The organism is Flagellimonas profundi, from assembly GCF_017313275.1.
GTDB classification, from domain to species: Bacteria; Bacteroidota; Bacteroidia; order Flavobacteriales; family Flavobacteriaceae; genus Flagellimonas; species Flagellimonas profundi.
Genome location: NZ_JAFLNM010000001.1, coordinates 84241 through 108670, shown reverse-complemented (window position 1 = coordinate 108670; position 24430 = coordinate 84241). Strand labels below are relative to the sequence as shown.

Below are 24430 nucleotides of genomic sequence, written 5' to 3'. Positions count from 1 at the left end.
CTTAATACAAATTCAAATGTTAGATAGTATAATAAAGTTCAGCATTAAGAACAAAATCGTCATTGGTATAATGACATTGGTTCTTATCATTTGGGGCGTATGGAGTGCTACCAAATTGCCGATAGATGCCGTACCGGATATTACCAATAATCAGGTACAGATTATTACTGCCTGTCCTACACTGGCGGGGCAGGAAGTTGAACAGTTGGTTACGTTCCCCATTGAGCAGAGCATCGCTAACATTCCCGATTTAGAAGAAACAAGAAGTATATCCCGGTTCGGGCTTTCCGTAGTTACGGTAGTGTTCAAAGAAAATGCGGACATCTACTTTGCAAGGCAGTTGGTCAATGAAAAACTGAAAGAAGCTGAAGAAAAAATCCCGAAAGGTATCGGTACACCCGAACTGGCTCCGGTAAGTACAGGGCTTGGAGAAGTCTATCAGTACATCATCCACCCCAAAAAAGGCAGCGAGCATAAATACAATGGCAAAGACCTGCGTACAATGCAGGATTGGATTGTTGCCCGCCAGTTGTACGGTACGCCGGGCATTGCCGAAGTAAACAGCTTTGGCGGGGAATTGAAGCAATACGAGGTTGCGGTAAACCCCGACCGATTAAGAGCAATGAGCGTAAGCATTCCCGATATTTTCAACGCACTGGAACAAAACAATCAGAATACGGGCGGTGCGTATATCGACAAGAAACCCAACGCTTATTTTATCCGTGGTGTGGGCTTGGCTACATCGTTGGAAGACATTAAAAACATTCCCGTAAAAATCACAGGGCATACCCCCGTTTTTATTAAAGACGTGGCAGATGTACGCTATGGTAGTGCAGTACGTTACGGAGCACTGACATACAATGGCGAAGTGGATGCTGTAGGCGGCGTGGTAATGATGCTCAAAGGCGAGAACAGTAACGAGGTCGTAAAAAGGATTAAAGAAAAAATACCCACCATTCAGAAATCATTACCGGAAGATGTAACCATCGAACCGTATTTAGACCGTACCGAATTAGTAGGCAGGGCCATGAGCACAGTGGAAAAGAATTTGATTGAGGGGGCTTTGATTGTGATTTTTGTCCTTGTGCTGTTCCTGGGCAACCTAAGAGCCGGGCTAATCGTAGCATCTGCCATTCCGTTAGCGATGCTGTTTGCATTGGGAATGATGAACGTGTTTGGCGTGAGTGCCAACCTGATGAGCTTGGGAGCGATTGACTTCGGTTTGATTGTGGACGGAGCAGTTATTGTGGTGGAAGCCACCCTGCACCATTTGGGATTGCGGAAATCCACCAATAAACTGACACAGAGCGAAATGGACGAAGAAGTATTTTTGTCCGCTTCCAAAATCAGGACAAGTGCCGCATTCGGCGAAATCATTATCCTTATCGTATATATACCCATCCTAACGTTGGTAGGTGTTGAGGGTAAAATGTTCACGCCCATGGCGCAAACCGTAGGCTTTGCCATTTTCGGCGCATTGATTTTATCCCTGACCTATATCCCGATGATGTGTGCGTTGTTCCTGCCGAAAAAAGGGCACGACAAGCCGAATTTCAGCGATAAGTTTATGGATAAACTGCAAGGCTTCTACCAACCTTTATTGCAGAAAGCTATTAGGGTTAAATATTGGTTGGTGGGCGTTACCACTGCCGTGTTTATAGTTAGTGTTGTTTTGTTCAGCAGAATGGGCGGCGAGTTCATCCCGCAGTTGCAGGAGGGAGATTTTGCCTTTCACTGTATTTTACCACAAGGTAGCTCACTCAACCAGAGTATAGAAACGTCGATGCAGGCGTCCCGCATCCTGAAAGAATTTGATGAGGTTAAAATGGTGGTCGGCAAGACCGGAGCCGCCGAAGTACCCACCGACCCGATGCCGCCTGAAGCTACGGATATGATGATTATCCTGAAACCGCAGGACGAATGGAAAACCCAAAAAAGCTACAGCGAGTTAGGCGATGAAATGATGGAAAAGCTGTCTGTTATTCCAGGTGTCTTCTTTGAAAAGAACCAACCGATACAGATGCGTTTCAACGAGCTGATGACAGGTATTCGTCAGGACGTTGCTGTTAAGATATTCGGGGAAAATATGGACACGTTAAGCCTGTATGCCAATAAGGTTAGCGAAGTAGTACAGCAGGTAAAAGGAGCCACACCGCCACAGGTAGAAAAGGTAGGCGGTCTGCCACAGATTAACATCGACTACGACCGTACCCGAATGGCGAATTACGGGCTGACGATACAGCAGGTAAACGATATTGTGAGTACCGCCTTTGCAGGCAAAGCCGCAGGAGTTATTTACGAGAATGAAAGGCAGTTTGAGCTTGTGGTAAGGTTGGACAGCATACACCGCAGCAGCATCGAGGACGTCCGAAACCTAATGATGCCGACAAACACAGGATATCAGATACCTTTATCGCAGGTTGCCGATGTCGATTACAAGTTAGATGCGGCGCAAATCACCCGCGAAGCGGGAAAACGTCGTATTGTGATTGGCTTTAACGTAGCAGGGCGTGATGTGCAAAGCGTTGTTACCGATATTCAGCAGCAGCTTTCGGAAAAAGTGAAATTACCCACGGGCTATTACTTTACTTACGGTGGTCAGTTTGAAAACCTGAAAGAAGCCAGTAACCGCCTGATGATTGCCGTACCTGTATCGCTGTTATTGATTTTCGCATTGCTTTATTTCACATTCCGTTCATTCAAGCAGGCAGGTTTGATATTTACCGCCATCCCGATGAGTGCCATCGGTGGGGTGTTTGCTTTGATGCTTCGGGGAATGCCTTTCAGTATCAGCGCAGGTATCGGCTTTATTGCCCTCTTTGGTGTAGCCGTATTGAACGGCATCGTATTGATAGGCACATTTAACCAACTGAAAAAAGACGGTTGGGATGATGTGATAAAACGGACAATCGAGGGTACAAAAATCCGTTTGCGCCCTGTATTAATGACAGCAACGGTAGCATCACTGGGCTTCCTGCCGATGGCAATCAGCACAAGTGCCGGGGCAGAAGTACAAAAGCCATTAGCTACGGTAGTGATTGGCGGATTGATAACCGCTACATTCCTTACCCTGTTTGTACTGCCATTGCTCTACATCATATTCAATTCAAAATTTAATTTCAAAAGCAGTAAAGGTGTGAAGACAACCGTAATCGCTCTTTTACTGGGTATCGGTGGTGTGACCACTGCCACTGCCCAGGAAAGGGTAAGCATAGATAATGTTATCAATACCGCATTGCAAAGCAATGGGCAGGTCAACGTCAATAAATCGGAGATTGATGCGGCTAAATACAATGTAAAGACCGCTAACGATATACCAATGACACAGGTATTTGTAGAAAATGAGGATTTAAGACCATCGGACAAAACGGGTATATGGAAAATTGGGCTTACACAAAGTATTGCGTGGCCGGGCTTATATGCTGCCCGCAGGGACTATTTAAAAGCACAGCTAAAATATTCCAAATTGAATACAGAGGTTATGAATGCCAATATCCGAAAAGACGTTAGAACCGCTTATTACCAGTTGTGGTTTTTACAGGATAAAAACCTGTTACTGAAAAGCCTTGACAGCATTTATACCAACCTCTTGAATACAACGCAGGTTCGGGTTAGAACGGGCGACGTTGCAAAGCTCGACCAGATTGCGGCTGATGCACAACTCAAACAGTTAAAAGCCTACGTGGAGCAGAATAATAAGGAAATCGTAATACAGCAACAGCAATTAATGGTATTGCTCAATCGTAACGAATGGATGCTCCCGGTAGATGAGCCATTGCAGAAATTGGAAACGGGCTTGTATGATGAAAACAATCTGCACCCGCTATTGCAGTTGCAGCAGCAAAATGTAAGCGTTGCGGTAGCCAATATCAAGGTACAGAAGAACAGCAATTTGCCCGAATTTGCGGCAAGGGTATTCAGCCAGAGATTGTATGGCATTTCAGACCCATTTACAGGCTTTTCGGTTTCGGTAGGCTTCCCCTTGTTTGGCGCAGCTTCGTATAAGAACAAGGTGAATGTAGCAAAAAAGGAAAAAGAAGTACAGGATAACCTATTGTCTTACCAAACGCAGGTAATGGCAACGGACAAGAAATCTGCCATTGTCGAAATGGAAAAGAATATGGCTTTGTTGAATTTTTACGAAACATCAGGACTGCAACAGGCAAAGGATATTACCGAAGCTGCATCACAAAGCTACCGTTCGGGAGAAATCAGCTTTGCGGAACTAAGCCAGTTCATAACACAAGCAATTAATATCCGCCAAAATTACCTGGAAGTTCTGAACAGTTACAATCAATCAGCAATTCAATACAATTACCTTAATAACAAATAAGATGAACAATATATCGAAAATGCTTTTGGCAGCACTCTTCGCAGTTTCACTGACCGCCTGCGGAGATAGTCAGAAAAAGGAAAACGAAGACGGTCATAACCACGAGCACAAAACGAAAGTAAAAGCCGATGCAGGACACGGGGACAAGCACGGAGCCGAAGAGGGTTCCGCCACGGTTGTGGCACTTACGCCCCAACAGATTGAAGCTGTAGGCATCAAATACGGTGTGGTTGAAATGAAAGAACTTACCGCCACCATTAAAGCGAACGGTATTTTGAGCTTACCCAACAGCAGCAAGGCAAACGCTACCTCTTTATACGGTGGCGTGATAAAATCCATTAATGTGCAGATTGGGGATTATGTGAGCAAAGGACAGGTTATTGCCACCATTGCCAACCCGCAGTTTATCCAGTTGCAGGAAGAATACCTGACCATCAACAGCAAAATAGCTTTTGCCGAACAGGAAATGCAAAGACAAAAGCAACTGAACACAGGCAATGCCGGAGCATTGAAAAACCTGCAAAACGCCACTGCTGAACTCAATGCGTTGACAACCCGAAAAGCCTCTTTGCATCAGCAGATACAGCTAATGGGCATCAATCCCAATTCAGTCAGCAACAATTCCCTGAAATCTTCTTTGCTGGTAACAAGCCCCATAAGCGGAGCCATCAGCAATATGTACGGCAAAATCGGCAGCTATGTAGATGTTTCTTCGCCTGTGGCTGAAATTGTAGATAACAGTTCCCTGCATTTGCATTTGAACGTATTTGAAAAAGATTTGCCCTTACTTAAAGCCGGGCAGACCATACATTTTACCCTGACCAATAACCCAGTAAATGAGTACGATGCGGTTATTTACGGTATTGGTTCCGCATTTGAAAACGAGAGTAAGACCATTCCGGTACACGCCCGTGTAAAAGGCAATGTTAAGGGGCTGATTGACGGGATGAACATTACTGCGATTGTGAGCCTCAACAATTTGCTTTCCCCATCAGTTCCCAATGATGCGTTGGTAGATGCGGACGGCAAGAAATACATCTTTGTCATTACCAAAAAAGAGCCGCAGGCAGCCGAAGAAGAAGACGGGCACGGTCACGGCGGTCACGACCACGGCGATGAAAAGACAGCACATAAACAGGAGACGGCAGGCACAGTAAATTTTCAAAAAATCGAAGTGATTACAGGTGTTACCGAACTGGGATATACAACCATTACTCCAGTGACGGAAATTCCTAAAGAGGCAAGAATAGTTATCAAAGGGGCATTTTTTATCAATGCGAAATTATCAGGCGGCGGCGGGCACGCTCATGCACATTAAAGCTAAAATAGAGCACCTCCCAGTAGTTGCTTAAATAAACAGTACAAAAGAATTTCGCCAAAAAGTTTATCGGAATGTTTTTGCAACCTAGTTCCCAAAACTGCTCGGTAATTTTGTTAAAGAAAATAAAAAAAAGTTTTTAAATATGTCAAAAATATGTTGTAGCACAGACAATGGTCTGACCCTAGTAAAGAAAAAAGAACATAAGCATAATGATGATAATCATCAAAAACAACTTTGCTGTTCAGAAAAAAATAACCTCAGTAGTAATACAAATTCAGTGCATTTCTCGAAGAATGCTAATCATTATAATGATGGACATGGGCATTCAGATGGAACTAGCTGCAATGAAAAAGATACAGGAAATTGTGAAGATGACGTAGACCATAGTCATCATAATCATAGTCATGGTCACCACCACGACCATGACCACGACCACAGTCACGAAATAGAGGGCAAATCAGCATTTCAATTGTTTACACCAGCGGCAATATCATTGATTTTATTGCTTATCGCAATCGGTTTTGACAACTACTTTCCACAGAATTGGTTTTCAGGTTGGGTAAGAATTGCCTGGTACATCATAGCATACATTCCTGTTGGGTTGCCAGTTATCAAAGAAGCCATAGAAAGTATCCGTTACAAAGATTTCTATTCAGAGTTTTTTCTAATGGGCATTGCTACGATTGGGGCTTTTGCTATTGGTGAATATCCTGAAGCCGTGGCTGTTATGTTATTCTATTCAGTAGGTGAAGTATTCCAGACCCTTGCCGTATCAAGGGCAAAAGGAAGTATCAAAGCTTTATTAGACCAGCGTCCCGATGAGGTTACGGTTGTTAAAGACGGTAAATCTGTTATCATTAAAGCTGAAGATGCAAACATTGGCGATATTATTCAGCTAAAACCAGGAGAAAAATTAGGTCTAGATGGAGAACTTCTTTCAGAAAGTGCTGCATTCAATACGGCAGCTCTTACTGGAGAAAGTAAACCTGACACTAAAAGCAAAGGCGAAATCGTACTGGCAGGGATGATTAATCTCAACACTGTAAGTCAAATAAAAGTAACAACTGACTATTCTAATAGTAAGTTAAGTAAGATACTAGAACTGGTACAGGATGCTACATCGCAAAAAGCGCCTACGGAATTGTTTATTCGTAAATTTTCTAAGGTCTATACCCCAATAGTTGTGTATTTATCAATTGCCATTACATTGTTGCCGATACTTTTTGTAGAAAACTATGTATTTAGCGAATGGCTTTATAGAGCATTGGTATTCCTGGTTATCTCTTGTCCCTGTGCATTGGTAATTTCTATTCCACTGGGATACTTCGGAGGTATTGGGGCAGCAAGCCGTAACGGTATATTGTTCAAGGGTTCTAATTTTTTAGATATTCTTGCCAAAGTACAAAACGTTGTAATGGATAAAACTGGGACACTGACAAAGGGAGTGTTTAAAGTACAGGAAGTTTTCATAAAACCAAACTTCAATAAAGATAAAATTCTAAATCTTGTAAACTCGTTGGAAAGTCAAAGTACACACCCTGTAGCAACGGCAATCCATAACTATTGTGGAGAGGTAGATAACAATGTTCATTTTGAAAATATCGAAGAAATTGCTGGGTATGGATTAAAAGGTACTTTAAGCGGCAAACAGCTTTTGGCAGGTAATTTCAAGTTACTTGATAAATTTAATATCAGCCACGACGCAGATACGGCAAACATTGTTTACACAGTTATTGCCATAGCTTATGATGGTCAGTTTGTAGGTTACTTAACTATTTCCGATAGCATTAAAGTGGATGCAAAAATAGCAGTTGATAAGCTGCACAAAATGGGGGTCAGAGCTACTATGCTAAGTGGAGATAAAAGTGCCGTCGTACAATACGTTGCAGGACAATTGGGGATTGATAGTGCGTATGGGGATTTGTTACCGGAAGATAAAGTAAATAAAGTAAAAGAAATCAAAGCTCATAACGGAAGTGTAGCTTTTGTTGGCGACGGTGTAAACGATGCCCCTGTAATTGCTCTAAGCGATGCTGGCATTGCAATGGGTGGTTTAGGAAGCGATGCGGCTATTGAAACAGCAGATGTTGTTATACAGGATGATATGCCATCAAAAATACCTATGGCAATCAACATTGGTAAACAGACAAAGAAAATTGTTTATCAGAATATTTTACTTGCTTTCGGAGTAAAAGCTGTCGTATTAATTCTTGGTGCAGGCGGATTAGCAACAATGTGGGAAGCCGTATTTGCAGATGTAGGTGTTGCTTTATTAGCTATTCTTAATGCTGTACGCATACAGAGAATGAAATTTTAAATGCCATTTTAACTGCCGAAGGATTTATTTTTCGGCAGTTTTTGTAATAAAAAGATTTTTTCAATGGTGAAACAACAATCCCAAGCTTCGCTTAGCGACGTGCATAATTCCGTGGACACAAACATGCCTGGTAAGTCCCGTTGGCGGCGGGTACTGGCTTTTTTCGGCCCCGCCTACCTTGTAAGTGTTGGCTATATGGACCCCGGCAACTGGGCAACAGGCTTAGCTGGTGGTAGCCAATTTGGATATTCTTTATTGTGGGTTTTAGTGACGAGCAGCATTATGGGGCTGTTACTCCAGAGCCTGTCGGCAAGGTTAGGCATTGTCCGCAACAGAGATTTGGCTCAGGCAAACCGGGAAACCTATCCGAAGAAAGTAAATTTTGTATTATATATTCTCGCGGAAGTTTCCATTGTAGCAACTGACCTTGCCGAAATATTAGGTATGGCAATCGGTTTACAACTACTTACTGGAATGCCTTTGATATGGGGCGTTGCCATTACAGCATTAGATACATTCCTGCTCATGACCCTGCAAAAATGGGGAATGCGCAAACTCGAAGCCTTTATTATCGGGTTAATATTCGTTATTGGTATGTCGTTTCTGGTGCAGATATTGGTTGCCGACCCCTACGCCGGGGAAATTGCATCGGGGCTAATACCGCATATTCAGAACGATAAGGCATTGTACATTGCTATCGGTATCATCGGGGCAACGGTAATGCCTCACAATTTGTACCTGCATTCCGCATTGGTACAGACAAGGAAATTTAACAGAGATGATGCGAGCACCAAAAAAGCCATTAAGCTGAATTTTTGGGATAGTGCCATTGCCCTGAATATCGCATTGCTTGTAAATGCTGCAATATTAATCCTTGCGGCTACGGTTTTCTACAAAACGGGACGTTCAGATGTAGCGGAGCTAAAGCAGGCTTACGAATTATTGCCGCAGCATTTGGGTAGCGATTTTACCGCCAAACTCTTTGCCGTGGCTTTGATAGCCTCCGGGCAAAGCAGCACCATTACTGGAACGCTTGCCGGACAGATTGTAATGGAGGGTTATTTGCGGTTCCGAATGAACCCATTATTGCGTAGGCTCATCACAAGGTTGCTTGCCATCGTTCCGGCAGCGTTGGTAATATTCATCAAGGGCGAGGGCAATGTAGATAGCCTGCTTATATTTAGTCAGGTCGTGTTGAGTATGCAGTTAGGCTTTGCGGTTATCCCGCTTATTCATTTTGTGAGCGATAAAAAGACAATGGGCAAGTTTGCCATTAAGCCCCAGATAAAAATTGCAGCTTGGGTTATTACAATCGTACTGGTTTGCCTCAATTCTAAATTATTGATGGAGGAAGCTTTAAATTTCTTCGGCACTCCGGGCAATATCATTTGGAAAGGGCTGATTATTTTAGGTGGAATTGGCTTTGTAATCTTGATGGTTTATACCATGTTTTACCCTTTGTTCAGCAGAAAGGCATTTTGCGAAATTACACCGCACGACAAGCCGGAACCTTTGCAGCTACAACCATTCGTACCGTACCGAAATATTGCGCTTACGGTGGATTTTAAAACCCTTGACCACAAGGTTATCAACCACGCTATTACGCAGGGGGGTAAAGACAGCAGGTACACACTCATTCATATCGTGGAGAGTGTTGCATCTGCTTCTCACTTTCACGACAGTACAGACGAGGAAACGGTAAAGGACAGGGAGTTCTTGGACGAATACGCAAAGCAGTTACAGAACAACGGATATTTAGCTGAAGCAAAACTGGGTTTTGGAAAAACCGCCGATGCCATTGCCGAAATCGTCAATCAGTCTGGTGCTGAACTAGTGATAATGGGTGCGCACGGACATAATGGATTGAAAGATTTGTTGTACGGCACCACCATAAATCAGGTAAGGCATTTAGTAAAATGCCCTGTTTTAGTAATCCCATAAAAATAAAAGGCTATTTCATTCTTGAAACAGCCTTTTGTGATAAAAGTGATTTATCTTACATTACTTAATTTGATTGTCGCTTAAGTGGGCATACAAAGAAATTTCCAAATTATAAGCTTTTCCAACTGGGCACATTTCTTTTGCCTGTTCCACGTAATTTTTGAAATCCTCCTCACTAATATCAGGAATTATTGCTGTTAATTCTAAATTGGAATTGGTAATCTCAAAACTCGTAGCCGTAATTGTACATGAAGTTTCCAATTGGATTACTTCGACACCCTTACTCGTGAGAATATAGTTAAGTGTCATAGTGTAGCACGCAGCGTGGGCTGCTGCCATGAGTTCTTCAGGATTTGTAGCTGTATTTTCTCCTTCTACTTTATTGTGCTTAAATATGTTGGTTCCAATTGTCGAATGCGGAGCGTAAAAATTTCCATTTCCGTTTTTAAAATTATATCAGTGTGATTTTGCAATAAAGATTGTTGCACAAATGGGATTAGTGCAACCGTGTATGGGTTGGGGAACCAGAGCTACAACATAGCCCGATGCAAAACCGAGAGAAAGGTTTTGATAGCCATTTTATAAACAGTTAGCGTTATTCGGTAGTAAATGTATTCCGCTTATTCTGAATGGGCACTATAATCAGTAAAAGTCACAAAACAAAACCGAAATATTACAAGTTGAAGCTGTTTTGAAGTACAATCAGTAAATATCATAAATCAAACAAGGAATTTCACAAACAGTATAGCGCATTCTGTCCCGAAATTTGTACTAACAAAAACAATATAAAAGTTCAAGACAATGGAAAGCAAAAATCTTCAATTCAAGACAAACCTTAATTGCAGTAACTGTGTATCAAAAGTGCAGGCAGATTTAGATAACGCAGGCGGTATCTGCGAATGGAACGTTGATACTACGAACGCCGAAAAAATACTTACTGTAAAAGCAGAGGGTATTACCGAAGACGAGATTGTCGCCATCATCAAGAAAAAAGGGTTTAAAGCTGAACCCATTTCACAATAATATAATCAGCCATTCACTAATCATTAAAAAGGATAAAAATGAAAAATCTAATAGTAGTAATGACCGTAATGTTGTTTGGAGTTTCTGCTTATGCACAGAATACAGGCAACCTGTTGAAAAACTACATCAGCGTAAAAAATGCTTTAGTAAGCAGCGATAGCAAAGCGGCAAGCACCGCCATTACCGCACTGAATGAAGCCGTAAAAAGTGAGGGCAATTTTGCACAGAAAGCAGAATTGCAGAAAGCCACAGACAAGTTAAGCAAAGCAGGTAATAACCTTGAAAAGCAAAGAGCCGCTTTCAACGATGTATCTACCGTACTGTGGAAATTGGTAAAAGGCTCTGACAAAGTCACCCAACCTGTTTACCACCAATATTGCCCGATGAAAAAAGCATATTGGTTGAGCAAAGAAAAGGAAATTAAAAATCCTTACTACGGTTCCTCTATGCTTACCTGTGGCAAAGTTGCCGAAACTAAATAATAACCCAGTAAGGCATTGCTCATTGGGCAATGCCTTTTAACTTTTATAACCAATGCGATTTTTAAAATGGATAATCAAAAAAATTTTTACAAAAAGCTGTTGCCGCTAACCCTGTTGGCACTCTTTATATCACAAGTCAGCATTGCCCAAAAGGTAGTTCATTACGACCTGTATGTAAAAGATACGGTGGTAAACTTTGCAGGCAAGGAGAAGAGGGCCATCGCTATAAACGGGCAAATCCCGATGCCCACACTTGAATTTACAGAGGGCGACACGGCGGAAATCGTAGTGCATAACCAGTTAAAAGAAAGTACATCCCTGCACTGGCACGGCTTGTTCCTGCCCAACAAAGAAGACGGCGTACCCTTCTTAACACAAATGCCGATTGAGCCGGGCACAACCTATACTTACCGTTTCCCGATTATCCAGACAGGAACGCATTGGTATCATTCCCATTCAGGTTTACAGGAGCAAATTGGTATGTACGGCAGCTTTATAATGCACAAAAGGGCTAATGATAAAACATTCAGAAAAGGAATTGACGATTTGCCGGAAATCCCCATTATGCTAAGCGAATGGACGAACCTCAATCCCAACAATGTACACCGTATGTTGCACGCTGCAAGTGATTGGTTTGCGATAAGGAAAGGCGCAACACAAAGCTACGCCGAAGCCATTAGAAGCGGTAAATTCAAAACCAAGCTGACCAACGAATGGAAGCGTATGTTGGCAATGGACGTGAGCGATGTGTATTACGACCGTGTAATGATGAATGGTAATCATCATACCGATTTAAAAAGCATTGACGGCAAGCCCTTAAAAGCAGGTGATAAAGTACGCTTGCGCATTTCCAATGGCGGTGCATCGTCTTACTTTTGGCTACGCTACGCAGGCGGTAAAATTACCGTAGTGGCAAGTGATGGTAACGATGTGGAGCCTGTTGAGGTGGACAGACTGATAATTGCTGTATCTGAAACTTACGATGTGGTCGTTACCATTCCCGAAGACGGTAAAGCGTTTGAGTTTATGGCAACCACTGAAGACCGCACCCAATCCACAAGTTATTTTATTGGAAACGGTAAAAAACAGTTAGTAGGGGAAATGCCACGCCTGAAATATTTTGAGGGTATGCAGATGATGAACGATATGATGAAGATGAACGGCGACCTTGACGATATGGGAATGAATATGAGCCTGAACCAAATGGATATGAACGTAGTAATGTACCCGGAGATTACAGGCGAAGAAAAAAGTAAGAAAAGTAAGGATAAAGAGCCAGCTATGGAGCATCACGGCGACCATAATATGAGCAAGGACGAAGACCCCAACCGCTATAATGCCAATGCGTTGAGCGATATTAAAACACTGAATTACTCAATGTTGAAATCGCCGCATAATACCACGCTTCCGGCAGATGCCCCGGTCAAGGAACTGAAATTTACTTTAACGGGAAATATGAACCGTTACGTTTGGAGTATGGATAATAAGGTTTTGACAGAAACGGATAAGATACCTGTTAAAAAAGGCGAAGTATTAAGGATTACGATTTACAATAACTCAATGATGCGCCACCCGATACACCTGCACGGTTTTGATTTCAGGGTACTTAATGAGCACGGCGAAAATGCACCGATGAAAAACATCATTGATATTATGCCGATGGAAACCGATACCATAGAGTTCCTTGCCAATACCGAGGGCGATTGGTTTTTTCATTGTCATATCCTGTATCATATGATGGCGGGAATGAACAGGGTGTTTGCAGTGGACGATTATAAAAATCCCGAATTGCCCAACAAGGCTAAAGCCTACAAGATGTTACAGCGTGAAAGCAATATGCCGCACCTGATGGCGCAGAGCGATTTTGCTACCAACGGTATAGACGGGGAAGCAATGCTGATGAATGCCCGTTACAGCTTAGGCACAGAGTGGCGTTTGGGTTACAACGATATGCACGGTTACGAAGTGGAAACCCATTTAGGGCGTTACATCGGTAAAATGCAATGGCTGATGCCTTTTGTCGGCTTCGACTGGCGATACCGCAGAATGGGAATGGACGAGCACGAGAAAAACCTCTTCGGACAGGTTAATAAAAAGGACAACAGGGCTGCTGTGAGCTTAGGAGTAATGTACACCTTACCGATGTTGGTTAATGTACAGGCAGAAGTTTACCACGATGGTATTTTCAGGGTTTCATTGATGCGGGAGGATATACCTATCTCCAGACGGTTAAGAGCCGGGTTTATGGTCAATACCGATTTGGAGTATATGGCAGACCTGCGGTACATCCTGACAAGGCATATCGGTATCAGGGCGCACTATGATAGTGATATGGGCTTTGGTGCAGGGCTTTCGCTCAATTACTAAAAGAACTATTCAAAGAACAAGTAAAGGTTGTAGCGATTATGCTATGACCTTTTTGCATTTACAATACCGGGCTAAATCAGTAAACCTCACAAATCAAACAAGAAATATCACAATAGACAGCCCGAAGCAAATTGCCAATTTTGTATCATAAATTTTAAGATTATGACAGCAAAAATAAAATGGAACAACGTGTATCTTCTGTTTACCTCGCAGGCGCTGTTTCAGACTGCATCCATATTGGTAATTACGCTTTCGGGTGTGGTAGGCTTACGAATGGCTCCCGATAAAAACCTGGCGACCTTGCCATTGGCAATGATTACCGTAGGTACGGCAGGTATGATGATACCCGCATCCCTCATCATTAGAAAATTAGGTCAGCGCAATGCCTTTATGATAGGTACGCTGATAGGCGTTTTGTCGGGTTTGGTTTCGTGGTACGCCATTATCCAAAATTCCTTTTGGCTGTTTTCAGTAGGTAATATGCTCATTGGTGCTTATCAGGGCTTTTCGCAATACTACCGTTTTGCGGCGGCAGATGCCGTTCCCGACAATGCGAAAAGCAAGGCAATTTCTTTCGTTATTGCGGGTGGCGTTGTTGCGGCTTTCGCCGGACCCAACTTAGCGAGGTTTACACAACATTTAGGGGCGGTTCCTTACGCTTATTCCTACTTTTCCATTATCCTGTTAAGTGTGTTCGCTTTGTGCGTTGTTTCCTTTCTAAAGCTGCAAAGAACATCTGCGGTACAAACCAAGGAAGCAGTTAAGAAAGGTCGCCCGTTAAAAGAAATCATTAAGAATAAAGATACCATCCTTGCAATACTGGCATCATCTACCGCATTTGCCGTAATGGGAATGTCAATGACCGTTACACCGATAGCGATGCATAGTGTAGGACATTCGTCAGATAGTTCAGCAACGGTTATCCAATGGCACGTATTAGGTATGTTCCTGCCTTCGTTCTTTACAGGTATGCTCATTCAGAAATTCGGTGTTTACCGTATCATTATTTCAGGCTTGGCGATTTTGTCCCTGTACATCGTTATTGCCCTGATGGGAACAGGCTTTGTACATTTCGTTTCTGCATTGTTTATTGTGGGTTTAGGTTGGAACTTCCTGTTTATCGGTGGTTCATCCTTGCTAACCAAAGTGTACAGACCTGAAGAGAAAGAAAAAACGCAGGCTTTCCACGATTTCACGGTCTTTGCAGTAATCAGTATAGCGAGCTTCTTCGCAGGCAGCTTGTTTAATTACTGGGGTTGGAACGGCGTAAACATTGCATTGATACCGATGCTTATCATCACATTGATAGTCGTTACCAGGATTGTTATGAGCCAAAAGAACAGCGTTAGCAATCAGTAAAAATCGTAAATCAAACAAAGAATATCACAATAGATACAACCTATTTAATGCGGAAATTTGTATTGTAGTAAGAGAGATAGATAAGTGAATAATTTAAAAACCATATTGCTAAGCACGTTTGTTTCACTGGCAGCCTTATCTGCCTGTAACAATTCGGAAAGTAATAATAAAAAATCAGAGGATATGAATGCACATCAGCACGCAAATCACGACAGCGCATACGCTTGTCCGATGCACCCGGAAGTAACAGGAAACAAAGGCGATAAATGCCCTAAATGTGGCATGGCTTTGACCCCTGTCAAAAAAGAGAAAAGCCAGTATAAAGTAAAAGTGGCTGCCGACCCGCAAAATGTGGAAGCAGGTAAAATGACAAATCTATCCATCGCCATTACAGAACATGGTAAAAATGTACCGTTGGAAGTAGTGCACGAAATGAAAATGCACCTTTTGGCAGTGAATGAGGAGCTGACCTGGTTTGACCATATCCACCCCGAAGAACAGGCAGACGGTTCTTATAAGGTTTCAGAAACATTCCCGGCTGCAGGCAAATACCTGTTATTTACGGACTACAAACCGAACGGAGCCGAGGGAGAGGTCAATAAGCAAACCATTGAGGTAAAAGGTACGGCATCAGCCCAAACCACCGAGTTAAAAACAAAGTTGGTTTCAACCGTAGATGGTTTTACGGTAACGCTGCTTAACGGCGAGGATTTCAAAACAAACAGAAATCAGGGCTTGCAATTTTCAGTAGAAAAGGACGATAAGAAGTTAACGGAAAATGATATGCAAAATTTTCTTGGAGCAACTGCCCATATCGTAATGATAAGCAAAGCCGATAAGGATTTTCTACATATACACCCGGTATCTAAAGAGAATTTCCCAATCTATGCCGAAACGCTTATCAAAAAGGCAGGGCTTTATAGAGTGTGGGTACAGTTCAAAATAGACAACGTGGTGCATACGGCAGATTTCACGATTACCGTATCAGAGGGAGAAAAATCGGCAGAAGACCACAGCCACCACGCACACAAACATTAATAATCTGCAACAGGAAACAGTAAATTTCACAAATTAAACACGAAATATCACAATAGCAGGCTTAGGGATTATGTTGAATTTTGTGGCAGTTCAAGAAAAATTAGATAAAGTTCAAAAAATATGGAAAATACTGAATTTCAGTTCAAGACCAATCTTAATTGTGGCGGGTGTGTATCAAAGGTAAAAGCGGATTTGGATAGTGCGGATGGTATCTGCGATTGGAATGTAGATACAGCTAATAATGACAAAATTTTAACCGTAAAATCAGAGGGTATAACACAAGATGAAATAGTTGCCATCGTTAAGAAAAAAGGCTTTAAAGCAGAACCATTAACGGTTTAATCTCTTAGCCCTATCCAGTTTCTAATAAAGGATAGGGCTTTTTCATACCCTTCCAATACATATAAAATGAGGTAATTTATTGTGGGATATCTGCAATTGCTGCCTCATTTTATACTTTTTAATTGGTTTCAAACTTTAAATTCCGGTCTCGATAATAGATTATTGCCAAACCATAATAAGCGAATTAGACGACAGAATAAATGAATTGACGTATGAACAAAGTAATTCATTGTGTAGCCTTACCCCTTTTGTAGCCCTCCCTAAAAATAGGACAGTTTAAAATTCAGATTTTCTAACTTTAAATTTTAACTGTCACATGAAAAAAAGCAAATTTACCGAGAGCCAGATCATCAAGGCACTGAAAGAGAACGAACAGGGCCGCAAGGTGGGTGATATATCCCGTGAGATGGGCATTGACACCAGCACTTTCTATTATTGGCGGAAAAGAAGTACGGGGGCATGGAAGTGGCCCATATGAAGCGCTTGAAGGAACTCGAGGAGGAGAACCGCAAGCTAAAGCAGATGTACGCCGATGCCAGCCTTGATATCCGTATGCTCAAGGACGTACTGTCAAAAAAGTTCTAGGGCCTTCCGACAAGAAGCAGCGCGCCAAATACCTCCAGGAGGCCTATTCGGTATGTGTATCGCGTTCCTGCGGGGTACTGGACCTTGCCCGTTCGATGTGGTACTACCATAGCAAAAGGGACGACACTGAGGTGATCGATGCCCTTTCTAGGCTGGCCGCAGAGCTGCCGACAAGGGGATTCGAGGTATATTACAAGCGTCTGCGTCGCGAAGGCCGCAACTGGAACAGGAAACGGGTGTTGAGGGTCTACAGGTCCATGAACCTAAAGCTCAGGAGGAAGCACAAGAAGAGGCTTCCCACAAGGACAAAGAACCCATTGGAGGCCCCTATGGAGCTCAACGAGGTGTGGAGCATGGACTTTATGGCGGATGTGCTGTCAGATGGGAGGAAGATAAGGGTGTTCAATGTCATGGATGACTGCAACCGGGAGGCACTGGCCATGGACGTGGGGCTCAACTATCCGGCGATAAGGGTCGTGGAGACCTTGTCACAATTGGAGGAAGAGATAGGCCTGCCAAAGTCCATACGCTGCGATAACGGTCCGGAGTTCATATCCAAGGCCCTATCACAATGGTGCAAGAGCAGACGGGTGGAGCTGCAGTTCATCCAGCCCGGCAAGCCCATGCAGAAAGGATATATGGAACACCTCAACAGGTTTTACAGGGAAGATGTGCTAGATGCCTATTGGTTCAACGACCTGCACCAAGTAAGGACGCTGACCCAAAAATGGATGGAGGATTACAATACAAGGCATCCCCATTCATCCATCGGGGATATGCCGCCCAGGGAATACAAGAACCGTTTCGGGGAAGAATTCTTCCCCGAAACGGACGACATTAATGATAATTTTATGAATTTATCGATGTCCTAAAAGGGGTAAGGCTACACAACGGTAAAAACCACATCAGGCTCCTGAATAAACATACCAATCCTGTGAAATTACATTTATTTATGATACTTTTGTTTTTCTCTTCCGAATACGGAAACGCATACGGAATGGGTATTACATGAAATTCATACAAAATTTAACTAACTGTCAGTCATAAAGTTACAAAACCGCAGGGTAGAGCAGTAGGTAGCTCGTCGGGCTCATAACCCGACTAATCTCTTTGAAATTTTGATTATTATTAGTGAGAATAACGCAATTACTCATTAGAATTATCTCTTAAAATCGAACTAATATCGAACTAATCAAAATAAAATTACACTCAATAAATTCAATATCAATTATTTAATTGTAAATATACGATACACAGAACGTTTTCCACAGCATGAAAGAGTAGACTATTCAAAACTATACTCAGGGATCTTTCCCTTGACCCCTTTATAAAAGTTGTGGATTTTTTGAAAATCATTTTCTTGATTTTCTGTGGGGAGAAAGGGTTCTGCTATTTTGATTTCTTTTTTACCAAAATCAAAGGCCACCATAACAATGGGAACTTTGGCTTTTTTTGCAATATGATAAAATCCGGTTCTTAAAGCCTCTACTTTTTTACGGGTTCCTTCGGGGGCAAGGGCAAATCGAAATACTTTTCTTTCATTGAAAATCTGCACGATACTATCTACCGTGTTGGAGTTTTTAGATCGGTCCACAGGAGCACCGCCCGTCCATCTAAAAAACCATCCAAAAGGCGGTTTAAAAAGACTCTTTTTTCCGATGTAATTGATTTCTTGGTCAATTACTTTCCGAATCAACAGTCCCAGAAAAAAGTCCAACCAATGTGTATGGGGCACAACGATAACAACACATTTATCCACTTCGGGAAAAGAACCTTTCAGTTTCCATCCCAAAATTTTAAAATAGATAAATTTAGCCAGCCTTTGCATGTAGTGGTAGTTATCTGCTTTTTAGTAAGCGGACCTTTAAATTTTTTGATATAGGGCCTGAAGCCGTTCAGGTGTCATAATAGTTTTCCAATCCTTTCCCAAAGCATTTTCCCAAAGTGGTCGAAGGCTCAAGGAAATATTTATCATTACATCAAAATCGTTTTGAGTAAGTTCTGCACAAATGCCCTTCGGTAATTTTATATGATGTTTTTCCATCATTTTATTGAAAAGTGCCACTCCTTCGGGATAAAACTCTTCCAAATGCTGGAATACCAAACAATTGCCAATTCCATGTTTAACTCCTAAAAGATAGGAAAGTCCATAACTCATGGCATGTGCCACACCTACTTGAGAGTAGGCGATGCTCATTCCACCATGCCAAGACGCCATCATGAGTTTATCCCTGGATTCCTCTGGAGCTATATCTTCGAGAAAGACTTGCTTACAAAGTTCCATTGCCTTTTCGCCATAACTCTGGCTAAAGGCGTTTAAATAAGTTCCTGTCAACGACTCCACGCAATGGATAAAACAATCCATTCCGGTGTAAAACCATTGTTCCTTGGGCACCGTTTTACTAAAATCTGGATCCAACAATACTTGGTCAAATGGAGTAAAGTCCGAATTGATTCCCAGTTTTTTTTCCGGCCCCAATAATACGGTGGTACGGGAAACCTCTGCTCCAGTCCCACTGATCGTGGGAATACCCACATGGTACAAGGCAGGTTTGTTCACCAAGTCCCAACCTTGATAATCCTTGGCCGATCCATTATTGTTCAATAGAATAGAAACAGCCTTTGCCAAATCCAGCAATGTTCCGCCGCCAATACCTATCACCCCAGAAGGAAGTTCGTTGTATTTTTCCCTTATCCGGGCCACCAAGGCATCTACTTGGGCTGTTTTGGGTTCTTCATCTGCCGATATAAAAATGACCTCATCGTTGAACATCAATGGAACTTTCGCCAAAAACTCCTCATTTTCGAAGAAATCGTCCACCAAAAATATAAATGGTGTTTCCGAACTCTTTCGCATGTGTAACAAAATATCCCCCAATTGCGTAAAACATCCCGCCCCAAAAATTACCCTGGGCACCATAGGGAAGTTCTTGAACGCAGTTTTATGGGTCGGTGTAGTTCCTTGGTTCTTCAAATTATCTTCTGTCTTCATTAGTTGTCCAAATACTTCAAAATATCTTTGAGGCTATTCAATTTTAGGTGATTGTTCACCATTTCGTCTTCGGCCACCATTTCATGGGCCCAAGTGGTATGAAAAGGCACATGTACTGCCTTTGCCCCAATATTCAATATGGGCAATACATCCGACTTTAGGGAATTGCCTATCATCAAAAATTCGTTGACATCTATATTCAAATGGTCCAACAAATTCTTGTAATTAATTTCTTTTTTATCGCTCAACACCTCAACATGGTGGAAATATTTTGATAATCCCGATTTTTCCAGTTTCCGCTCTTGATCTAAAAGGTCTCCCTTGGTAAGTATGATCAATCTATACTTGCCCATCAATTTGGACAGGACTTCCTCTACTCCATCGAGCAATTCCACAGGATGCGATATCATCCTTTTTCCGAGCTTTACTATTTCTCCAATGGTTTCTTGTGACACTTTGTTATTGGAGAGGTCCAAGGCCGATTCTATCATGGAAAGCATGAATCCTTTTATACCATATCCATATATATCCAAGTTGTCCATTTCCATTTTAAACAGCTCCTGGTCTATCTTATTTTTGGTCTCATAGTTTTCCAATAATTCCGCAAATTTTTCTTCCGTATCCCTAAAATAGGTCTCGTTTACCCAAAGGGTATCGTCCGCATCAAAGCCAATGGTCTTTATGTTGGAGAAATCTACTTCCATACTTTTCTTGCACGTTCCAAATCTTCAGGAGTATCTATCTCGATGCCCGTGACGTGGGTTTCCACCATTTTTATTTTTTTGCCATACTCCAAAAAACGTATGGCCTCAATTTTCTCTTTTGCCTCCAAAGGTAGCATGGGCAATTTTTGAAAATCCATCAATGCCCGTTTTCTAAAAACATAGACCCCTTTATGCTTGTAATAGGTTGCTTTCACCTCCTTGTCCCTCGGGTAGGGAATCGGGGAACGTGAAAAATAGAGCGCAAAACCCTGGTTATCCACAACTACTTTTACCGTATTAGGGTTGGATATTTCTTCCCAATCGGTTATTGGGGTCATCAAGGACCCAAGGTCGATCTCTTTTTCTGTGTCGTTTTTGAAGACTTTGATGATCTTACCCAAGCTTTCGGCATCAATAAAGGGTTCGTCACCCTGCACATTGATCACTATATCAACATCCATGTCCTCCACTGCTTCGGCAATTCTATCGCTGCCGCTCTCATGTGCCCTTTTGCTCATGATCACCTTTCCTCCTATTCCCTGGATCACATCGGAAATTATGGGGCTATCTGTCACTACGTATACCTCATCAAAAAGCCCCGTGTTCACCGCCGCTTCATACGTTCGTACAATTACAGGCTTACCGCTAAGGTCCTGCATTAGTTTGGCAGGAAACCTGGAGGCTTGATAGCGAGCGGGGATCATGGAAATTATTTTCACTTTTAGGTTTTTGGATGATTAGGTTATTTCGCTTTTGGTCTTATTTTTCGATAGATCCTGAATATGATCAATAATATGATAATAACCAGGATGGCAGCTATGGGTGGCACCAAAATCGACGCTGTACTCACGGCAACGGCCGCACCGGTTTCCACTGTGGATACCAGAGGGTTGGCCAAACCACCTGTTGTTCCTGTGGAAGTGAGCCTTCCTGCGGCATTGGCCCCTTTAATGGCTGTTGCCGTTCCACCTCCGGCTATAATGGCCAAAGACCAAGTAACTACTGGATCCAAATTCGCAGCAGTGGATACGACTACGGCCGTGCCTGCTATTCCCGCTAAAGGAATAGCAAGACTGTCCAAAGCATTGTCTACCCATGGGATGAAATAGGCAAAAATCTCAACAATGGTCGCAACACCCAAGGTAATGAGCGCTGTTAAACTTCCAATCCATTGCCAGTTCTCGTTTAGGTCCCATACTCCCAAGTACGCCGCAAAACTAAGGGCAAAAAGGGGTAGAAAAACACGAAAACCAACAGAAGCGGCCAATCCGATTCCGAGGAACAAACTTATTATGGTATCCGGTTCAATATTCATGTCGATGTCTAAAATAGGTTTTTCCTAGTCAAGAAAAAAATCATCCTTGAAACCTATCAAATAGAGTTGTCGCTCCGCCCTTGTTACCGCTGTATAAAGCCATCTGAGGTAATCTTTGTCCACACCGTTGGGCAAATAGGGCTGTTCCACAAAAACCGTATCCCATTGCCCTCCCTGGGATTTGTGACACGTTATCGCATAGGAAAACTTTACTTGTAGGGCATTAAAGAACCTATTGTTCTTTACGCCCAAGAATTTTCTGTATTTGGATTTTTCATGTGCATAGTCCTTCATCACTTCTTGATAAAGTTTGTTTCCATCTTCATAGGATAGCGAAGGGGTCTCAGCAGTTATTGTGTCCAATAACAGGACCGTCTCAAATGGTTTTTGATTGGGATAATCCACCATTTTCACCTTTACTTCGGCAAACTTGAAACCATAAAGTTCCTTAATGGCAAAAAGTTCCAGTACCTCGATAATATCTCCATTGGCAATAAAGCCAGCTTCGGAATTGGGCTTTAACCAGAAGTAATTGTTCTTTACGACCATCATATAGTCGCCCACGGAAATTTCGTTGTCCAAAAAAAGGATGCGCTCCCTTATATTTTGGTTGTAAAGGTTGGCCCTTTTGTTAGATCGAACAATAATAGCGGTTTGTTCTTTCCCATTTTGACTGTATGAAGAATCGATGGCTTCCTGAATCTCGTTGCCATCGATCAAACGGACAATATCCTTATATTTATGTACATCAAATCTAAAATCATCAAAAAACTCCGATTGCAATTGCTCCCGAAGGTTCGTTGCATTGTGAAGAATACCGGAATCGTCCGATTGGCGCATAACTTCATCCAGCTCCAAACATTCCACTTCCTTATCATAATTTAAGGATAAACGGTTTTCATCAAGGGCTGGACTAAGTTCCAATTTTACCGGGGGCAATTGTGCAGTATCTCCAATCAATACTAGTTTACAATTATGGCCAGAGTGTACATAATACATTAAATCGTCCAGAAGGGAACCATTTTCAAACAGTTTCGAATCAGCCGGCGTGTCCGGGATCATAGATGCTTCGTCTACAATGAATACCGTATTGCGGTGCTTGTTGGGAGCCAAAACAAACTGAATGCCTCCACCCGATTGTTTCTTTGGAAAATATATTTTTTTATGAATGGTAAAGGCCTTGTTCCCCGAATACACAGACATAACTTTTGCCGCCCTTCCTGTGGGAGCCATTAGTACGGAACTCATTTTTACTTTCCACAAACTGCTGACCAAAGTAGCTACAAGTGTTGTTTTCCCAGTTCCGGCAAAACCCTTTAAAAGGAATACTTCATCCTTTTTGCCCTCTAAAACAAAGTTAGCCAGCTTATTAAGGGCAATACCTTGTTTTCGGGTAGGTGTGTGGGGGAATTTTTCGTTTAAAATCTTTAAAAATCCAGGTGCGTTAAAATCCTTCATGAGTGCTAAATATAGTGGTCTTTTTTAAAGCAAAAAGTTTCCCAATAAAAAAAATATTGTAGATTTGTCAGTAACCACTAAATTAACTTTGAAAGACAGTATCAGATATGTTAAACTTAATTCTTATTGTTGTTTTAATATGCCTTGTGACCATAGGGCTTGTTTTCTTGATCGATAGATTTTTACCTCAAAAAGTAAAGCCTGTATTAGTAATCCTATTTGGAATTCTAAGTATTTACCTTGGGTTTAAAATATACGATTCCATCAACGCCCCCATTGAGTTCAATAAGGTAAGAAACGAAAGGTTCACCCAGGTCATCAACAAACTAAAGGATATCAGGGATTCACAAGAAGCCTATAAAACTGTAAACGGCAAGTACGCTGGTGATTTTGAAAGCTTGATCAAATTCATCGATACCGGAAACTATACCATCACCACACAGCGTGATTCCTCTTTTATGAGGTATGACCGAGTGTATCAGATCGAAATGCAACAGGATACAATAATTATTGACACCTTGGGCACAGTTCAGGTAAAAGATTCCCTTTTTGGCGCTGACGACCGTTACAAAACCATGATGAATGTTCCTTACGCTCAAAACAATGAAAAGTTTGAAATGAAGGCGGACATTATCGAAAAAAGTGGATACAACGCTCCTGTTTTTGAAGCAAAGGTGAAAAAAGAAGTTGTTCTTTACGATCAACCGGCAGATTTGCTTGAAAAAGAAAAATCATACCAAAGCGTAGAGGAGGTCAATGGTACTGAAATAAAAGTAGGTTCTTTGACCGAAGTTAGTACAAATGGTAACTGGCCACCTATCTACGATAGGAAAAAGAAGAACTAGCTATAGCA

17 protein-coding genes and 2 pseudogenes are annotated in these 24430 nt (G+C 42.1%); 12 read left to right on the top strand and 7 right to left on the bottom strand.

Annotation, left to right across the window (positions count from 1 at the left end; genetic code table 11):
• Positions 1 to 16 precede the first annotated feature (16 nt).
• The 4 genes from J0654_RS00520 (at position 17) to J0654_RS00505 (ending at position 9912) form a co-directional block, all read left to right on the top strand.
• Positions 17 to 4333, top strand: a complete 4317-nt coding sequence (locus tag J0654_RS00520) for a CusA/CzcA family heavy metal efflux RND transporter (protein WP_207025699.1) — start codon at positions 17 to 19, stop codon at positions 4331 to 4333.
• Position 4334: 1 nt separating this feature from the next.
• The gene (locus J0654_RS00515) at positions 4335 to 5651 is read left to right on the top strand and encodes an efflux RND transporter periplasmic adaptor subunit (protein WP_207025697.1); all 1317 of its coding nucleotides are present in this window, start codon (positions 4335 to 4337) and stop codon (positions 5649 to 5651) included.
• A gap of 145 nt (positions 5652 to 5796) precedes the next feature.
• On the top strand, positions 5797 to 7971 hold the full coding sequence (locus J0654_RS00510) for a heavy metal translocating P-type ATPase (protein WP_207025695.1): 2175 nt from the start codon (positions 5797 to 5799) through the stop codon (positions 7969 to 7971).
• A gap of 63 nt (positions 7972 to 8034) precedes the next feature.
• The gene (locus J0654_RS00505; RefSeq protein ID WP_207025694.1) at positions 8035 to 9912 is read left to right on the top strand and encodes an Nramp family divalent metal transporter; all 1878 of its coding nucleotides are present in this window, start codon (positions 8035 to 8037) and stop codon (positions 9910 to 9912) included.
• Positions 9913 to 9972: 60 nt separating this feature from the next.
• Here the strand turns inward: J0654_RS00505 and J0654_RS00500 are convergent.
• Positions 9973 to 10350 (bottom strand): annotated as a pseudogene (locus J0654_RS00500) (OsmC family peroxiredoxin); the annotation flags it as partial.
• 363 nt (positions 10351 to 10713) lie between these two features.
• On the opposite strand from J0654_RS00500, the gene J0654_RS00495 reads away from it, so the two are divergent.
• From J0654_RS00495 to J0654_RS00465, 7 genes and pseudogenes are all read left to right on the top strand, one after another.
• The gene (locus tag J0654_RS00495; RefSeq protein ID WP_207025685.1) at positions 10714 to 10935 is read left to right on the top strand and encodes a heavy-metal-associated domain-containing protein; all 222 of its coding nucleotides are present in this window, start codon (positions 10714 to 10716) and stop codon (positions 10933 to 10935) included.
• A gap of 38 nt (positions 10936 to 10973) precedes the next feature.
• Positions 10974 to 11417 (top strand): DUF3347 domain-containing protein, encoded by a 444-nt coding sequence (locus J0654_RS00490; protein WP_207025683.1) that lies wholly within the window; start codon positions 10974 to 10976, stop codon positions 11415 to 11417.
• A gap of 66 nt (positions 11418 to 11483) precedes the next feature.
• Positions 11484 to 13784 carry a multicopper oxidase family protein gene (locus J0654_RS00485; protein WP_095073080.1) on the top strand — a complete coding sequence of 767 codons (2301 nt, stop codon included), beginning with the start codon at positions 11484 to 11486 and terminating at the stop codon, positions 13782 to 13784.
• A 162-nt stretch (positions 13785 to 13946) separates the two neighbouring features.
• Entirely contained in the window at positions 13947 to 15143 is a 1197-nt protein-coding gene (locus J0654_RS00480; RefSeq protein WP_207025681.1) for an MFS transporter, read from the top strand.
• 183 nt (positions 15144 to 15326) lie between these two features.
• Positions 15327 to 16181 carry a heavy metal-binding domain-containing protein gene (locus tag J0654_RS00475; RefSeq protein WP_237685846.1) on the top strand — a complete coding sequence of 285 codons (855 nt, stop codon included), beginning with the start codon at positions 15327 to 15329 and terminating at the stop codon, positions 16179 to 16181.
• A 120-nt stretch (positions 16182 to 16301) separates the two neighbouring features.
• The gene (locus J0654_RS00470; protein WP_207025679.1) at positions 16302 to 16523 is read left to right on the top strand and encodes a heavy-metal-associated domain-containing protein; all 222 of its coding nucleotides are present in this window, start codon (positions 16302 to 16304) and stop codon (positions 16521 to 16523) included.
• A 316-nt stretch (positions 16524 to 16839) separates the two neighbouring features.
• Positions 16840 to 17980 (top strand): annotated as a pseudogene (locus tag J0654_RS00465) (IS3 family transposase).
• Positions 17981 to 18393: 413 nt separating this feature from the next.
• On the opposite strand, the gene J0654_RS00460 reads toward J0654_RS00465, so the two are convergent.
• From J0654_RS00460 to J0654_RS00435, 6 genes are read right to left on the bottom strand one after another with little or no spacing between them, the layout of a single operon-like run.
• Complete coding sequence (locus J0654_RS00460) at positions 18394 to 18936, bottom strand: 1-acyl-sn-glycerol-3-phosphate acyltransferase (RefSeq protein ID WP_207025677.1); 543 nt, start codon at positions 18934 to 18936, stop codon at positions 18394 to 18396.
• 36 nt (positions 18937 to 18972) lie between these two features.
• The gene (locus J0654_RS00455) at positions 18973 to 20100 is read right to left on the bottom strand and encodes an iron-containing alcohol dehydrogenase family protein (RefSeq protein ID WP_207025676.1); all 1128 of its coding nucleotides are present in this window, start codon (positions 20098 to 20100) and stop codon (positions 18973 to 18975) included.
• On the bottom strand, positions 20100 to 20804 hold the full coding sequence (locus J0654_RS00450) for an HAD family hydrolase (protein WP_207025674.1): 705 nt from the start codon (positions 20802 to 20804) through the stop codon (positions 20100 to 20102). The genes J0654_RS00455 and J0654_RS00450 overlap by 1 nt, the downstream gene beginning before the upstream one ends.
• Positions 20795 to 21508 (bottom strand): 3-deoxy-manno-octulosonate cytidylyltransferase, encoded by a 714-nt coding sequence (gene kdsB, locus J0654_RS00445; RefSeq protein WP_207027861.1) that lies wholly within the window; start codon positions 21506 to 21508, stop codon positions 20795 to 20797. The genes J0654_RS00450 and kdsB overlap by 10 nt, the downstream gene beginning before the upstream one ends.
• 38 nt (positions 21509 to 21546) lie before the next feature.
• Positions 21547 to 22119: a DUF4126 domain-containing protein gene (locus tag J0654_RS00440; protein WP_237685845.1), complete on the bottom strand. Its 573-nt coding sequence runs from the start codon at positions 22117 to 22119 to the stop codon at positions 21547 to 21549.
• A gap of 24 nt (positions 22120 to 22143) precedes the next feature.
• Complete coding sequence (locus J0654_RS00435; protein WP_207025672.1) at positions 22144 to 23577, bottom strand: ATP-dependent DNA helicase; 1434 nt, start codon at positions 23575 to 23577, stop codon at positions 22144 to 22146.
• A gap of 107 nt (positions 23578 to 23684) precedes the next feature.
• On the opposite strand from J0654_RS00435, the gene J0654_RS00430 reads away from it, so the two are divergent.
• Positions 23685 to 24422, top strand: a complete 738-nt coding sequence (locus J0654_RS00430) for a hypothetical protein (protein ID WP_207025671.1) — start codon at positions 23685 to 23687, stop codon at positions 24420 to 24422.
• The last annotated feature ends 8 nt before the right edge of the window (positions 24423 to 24430 follow it).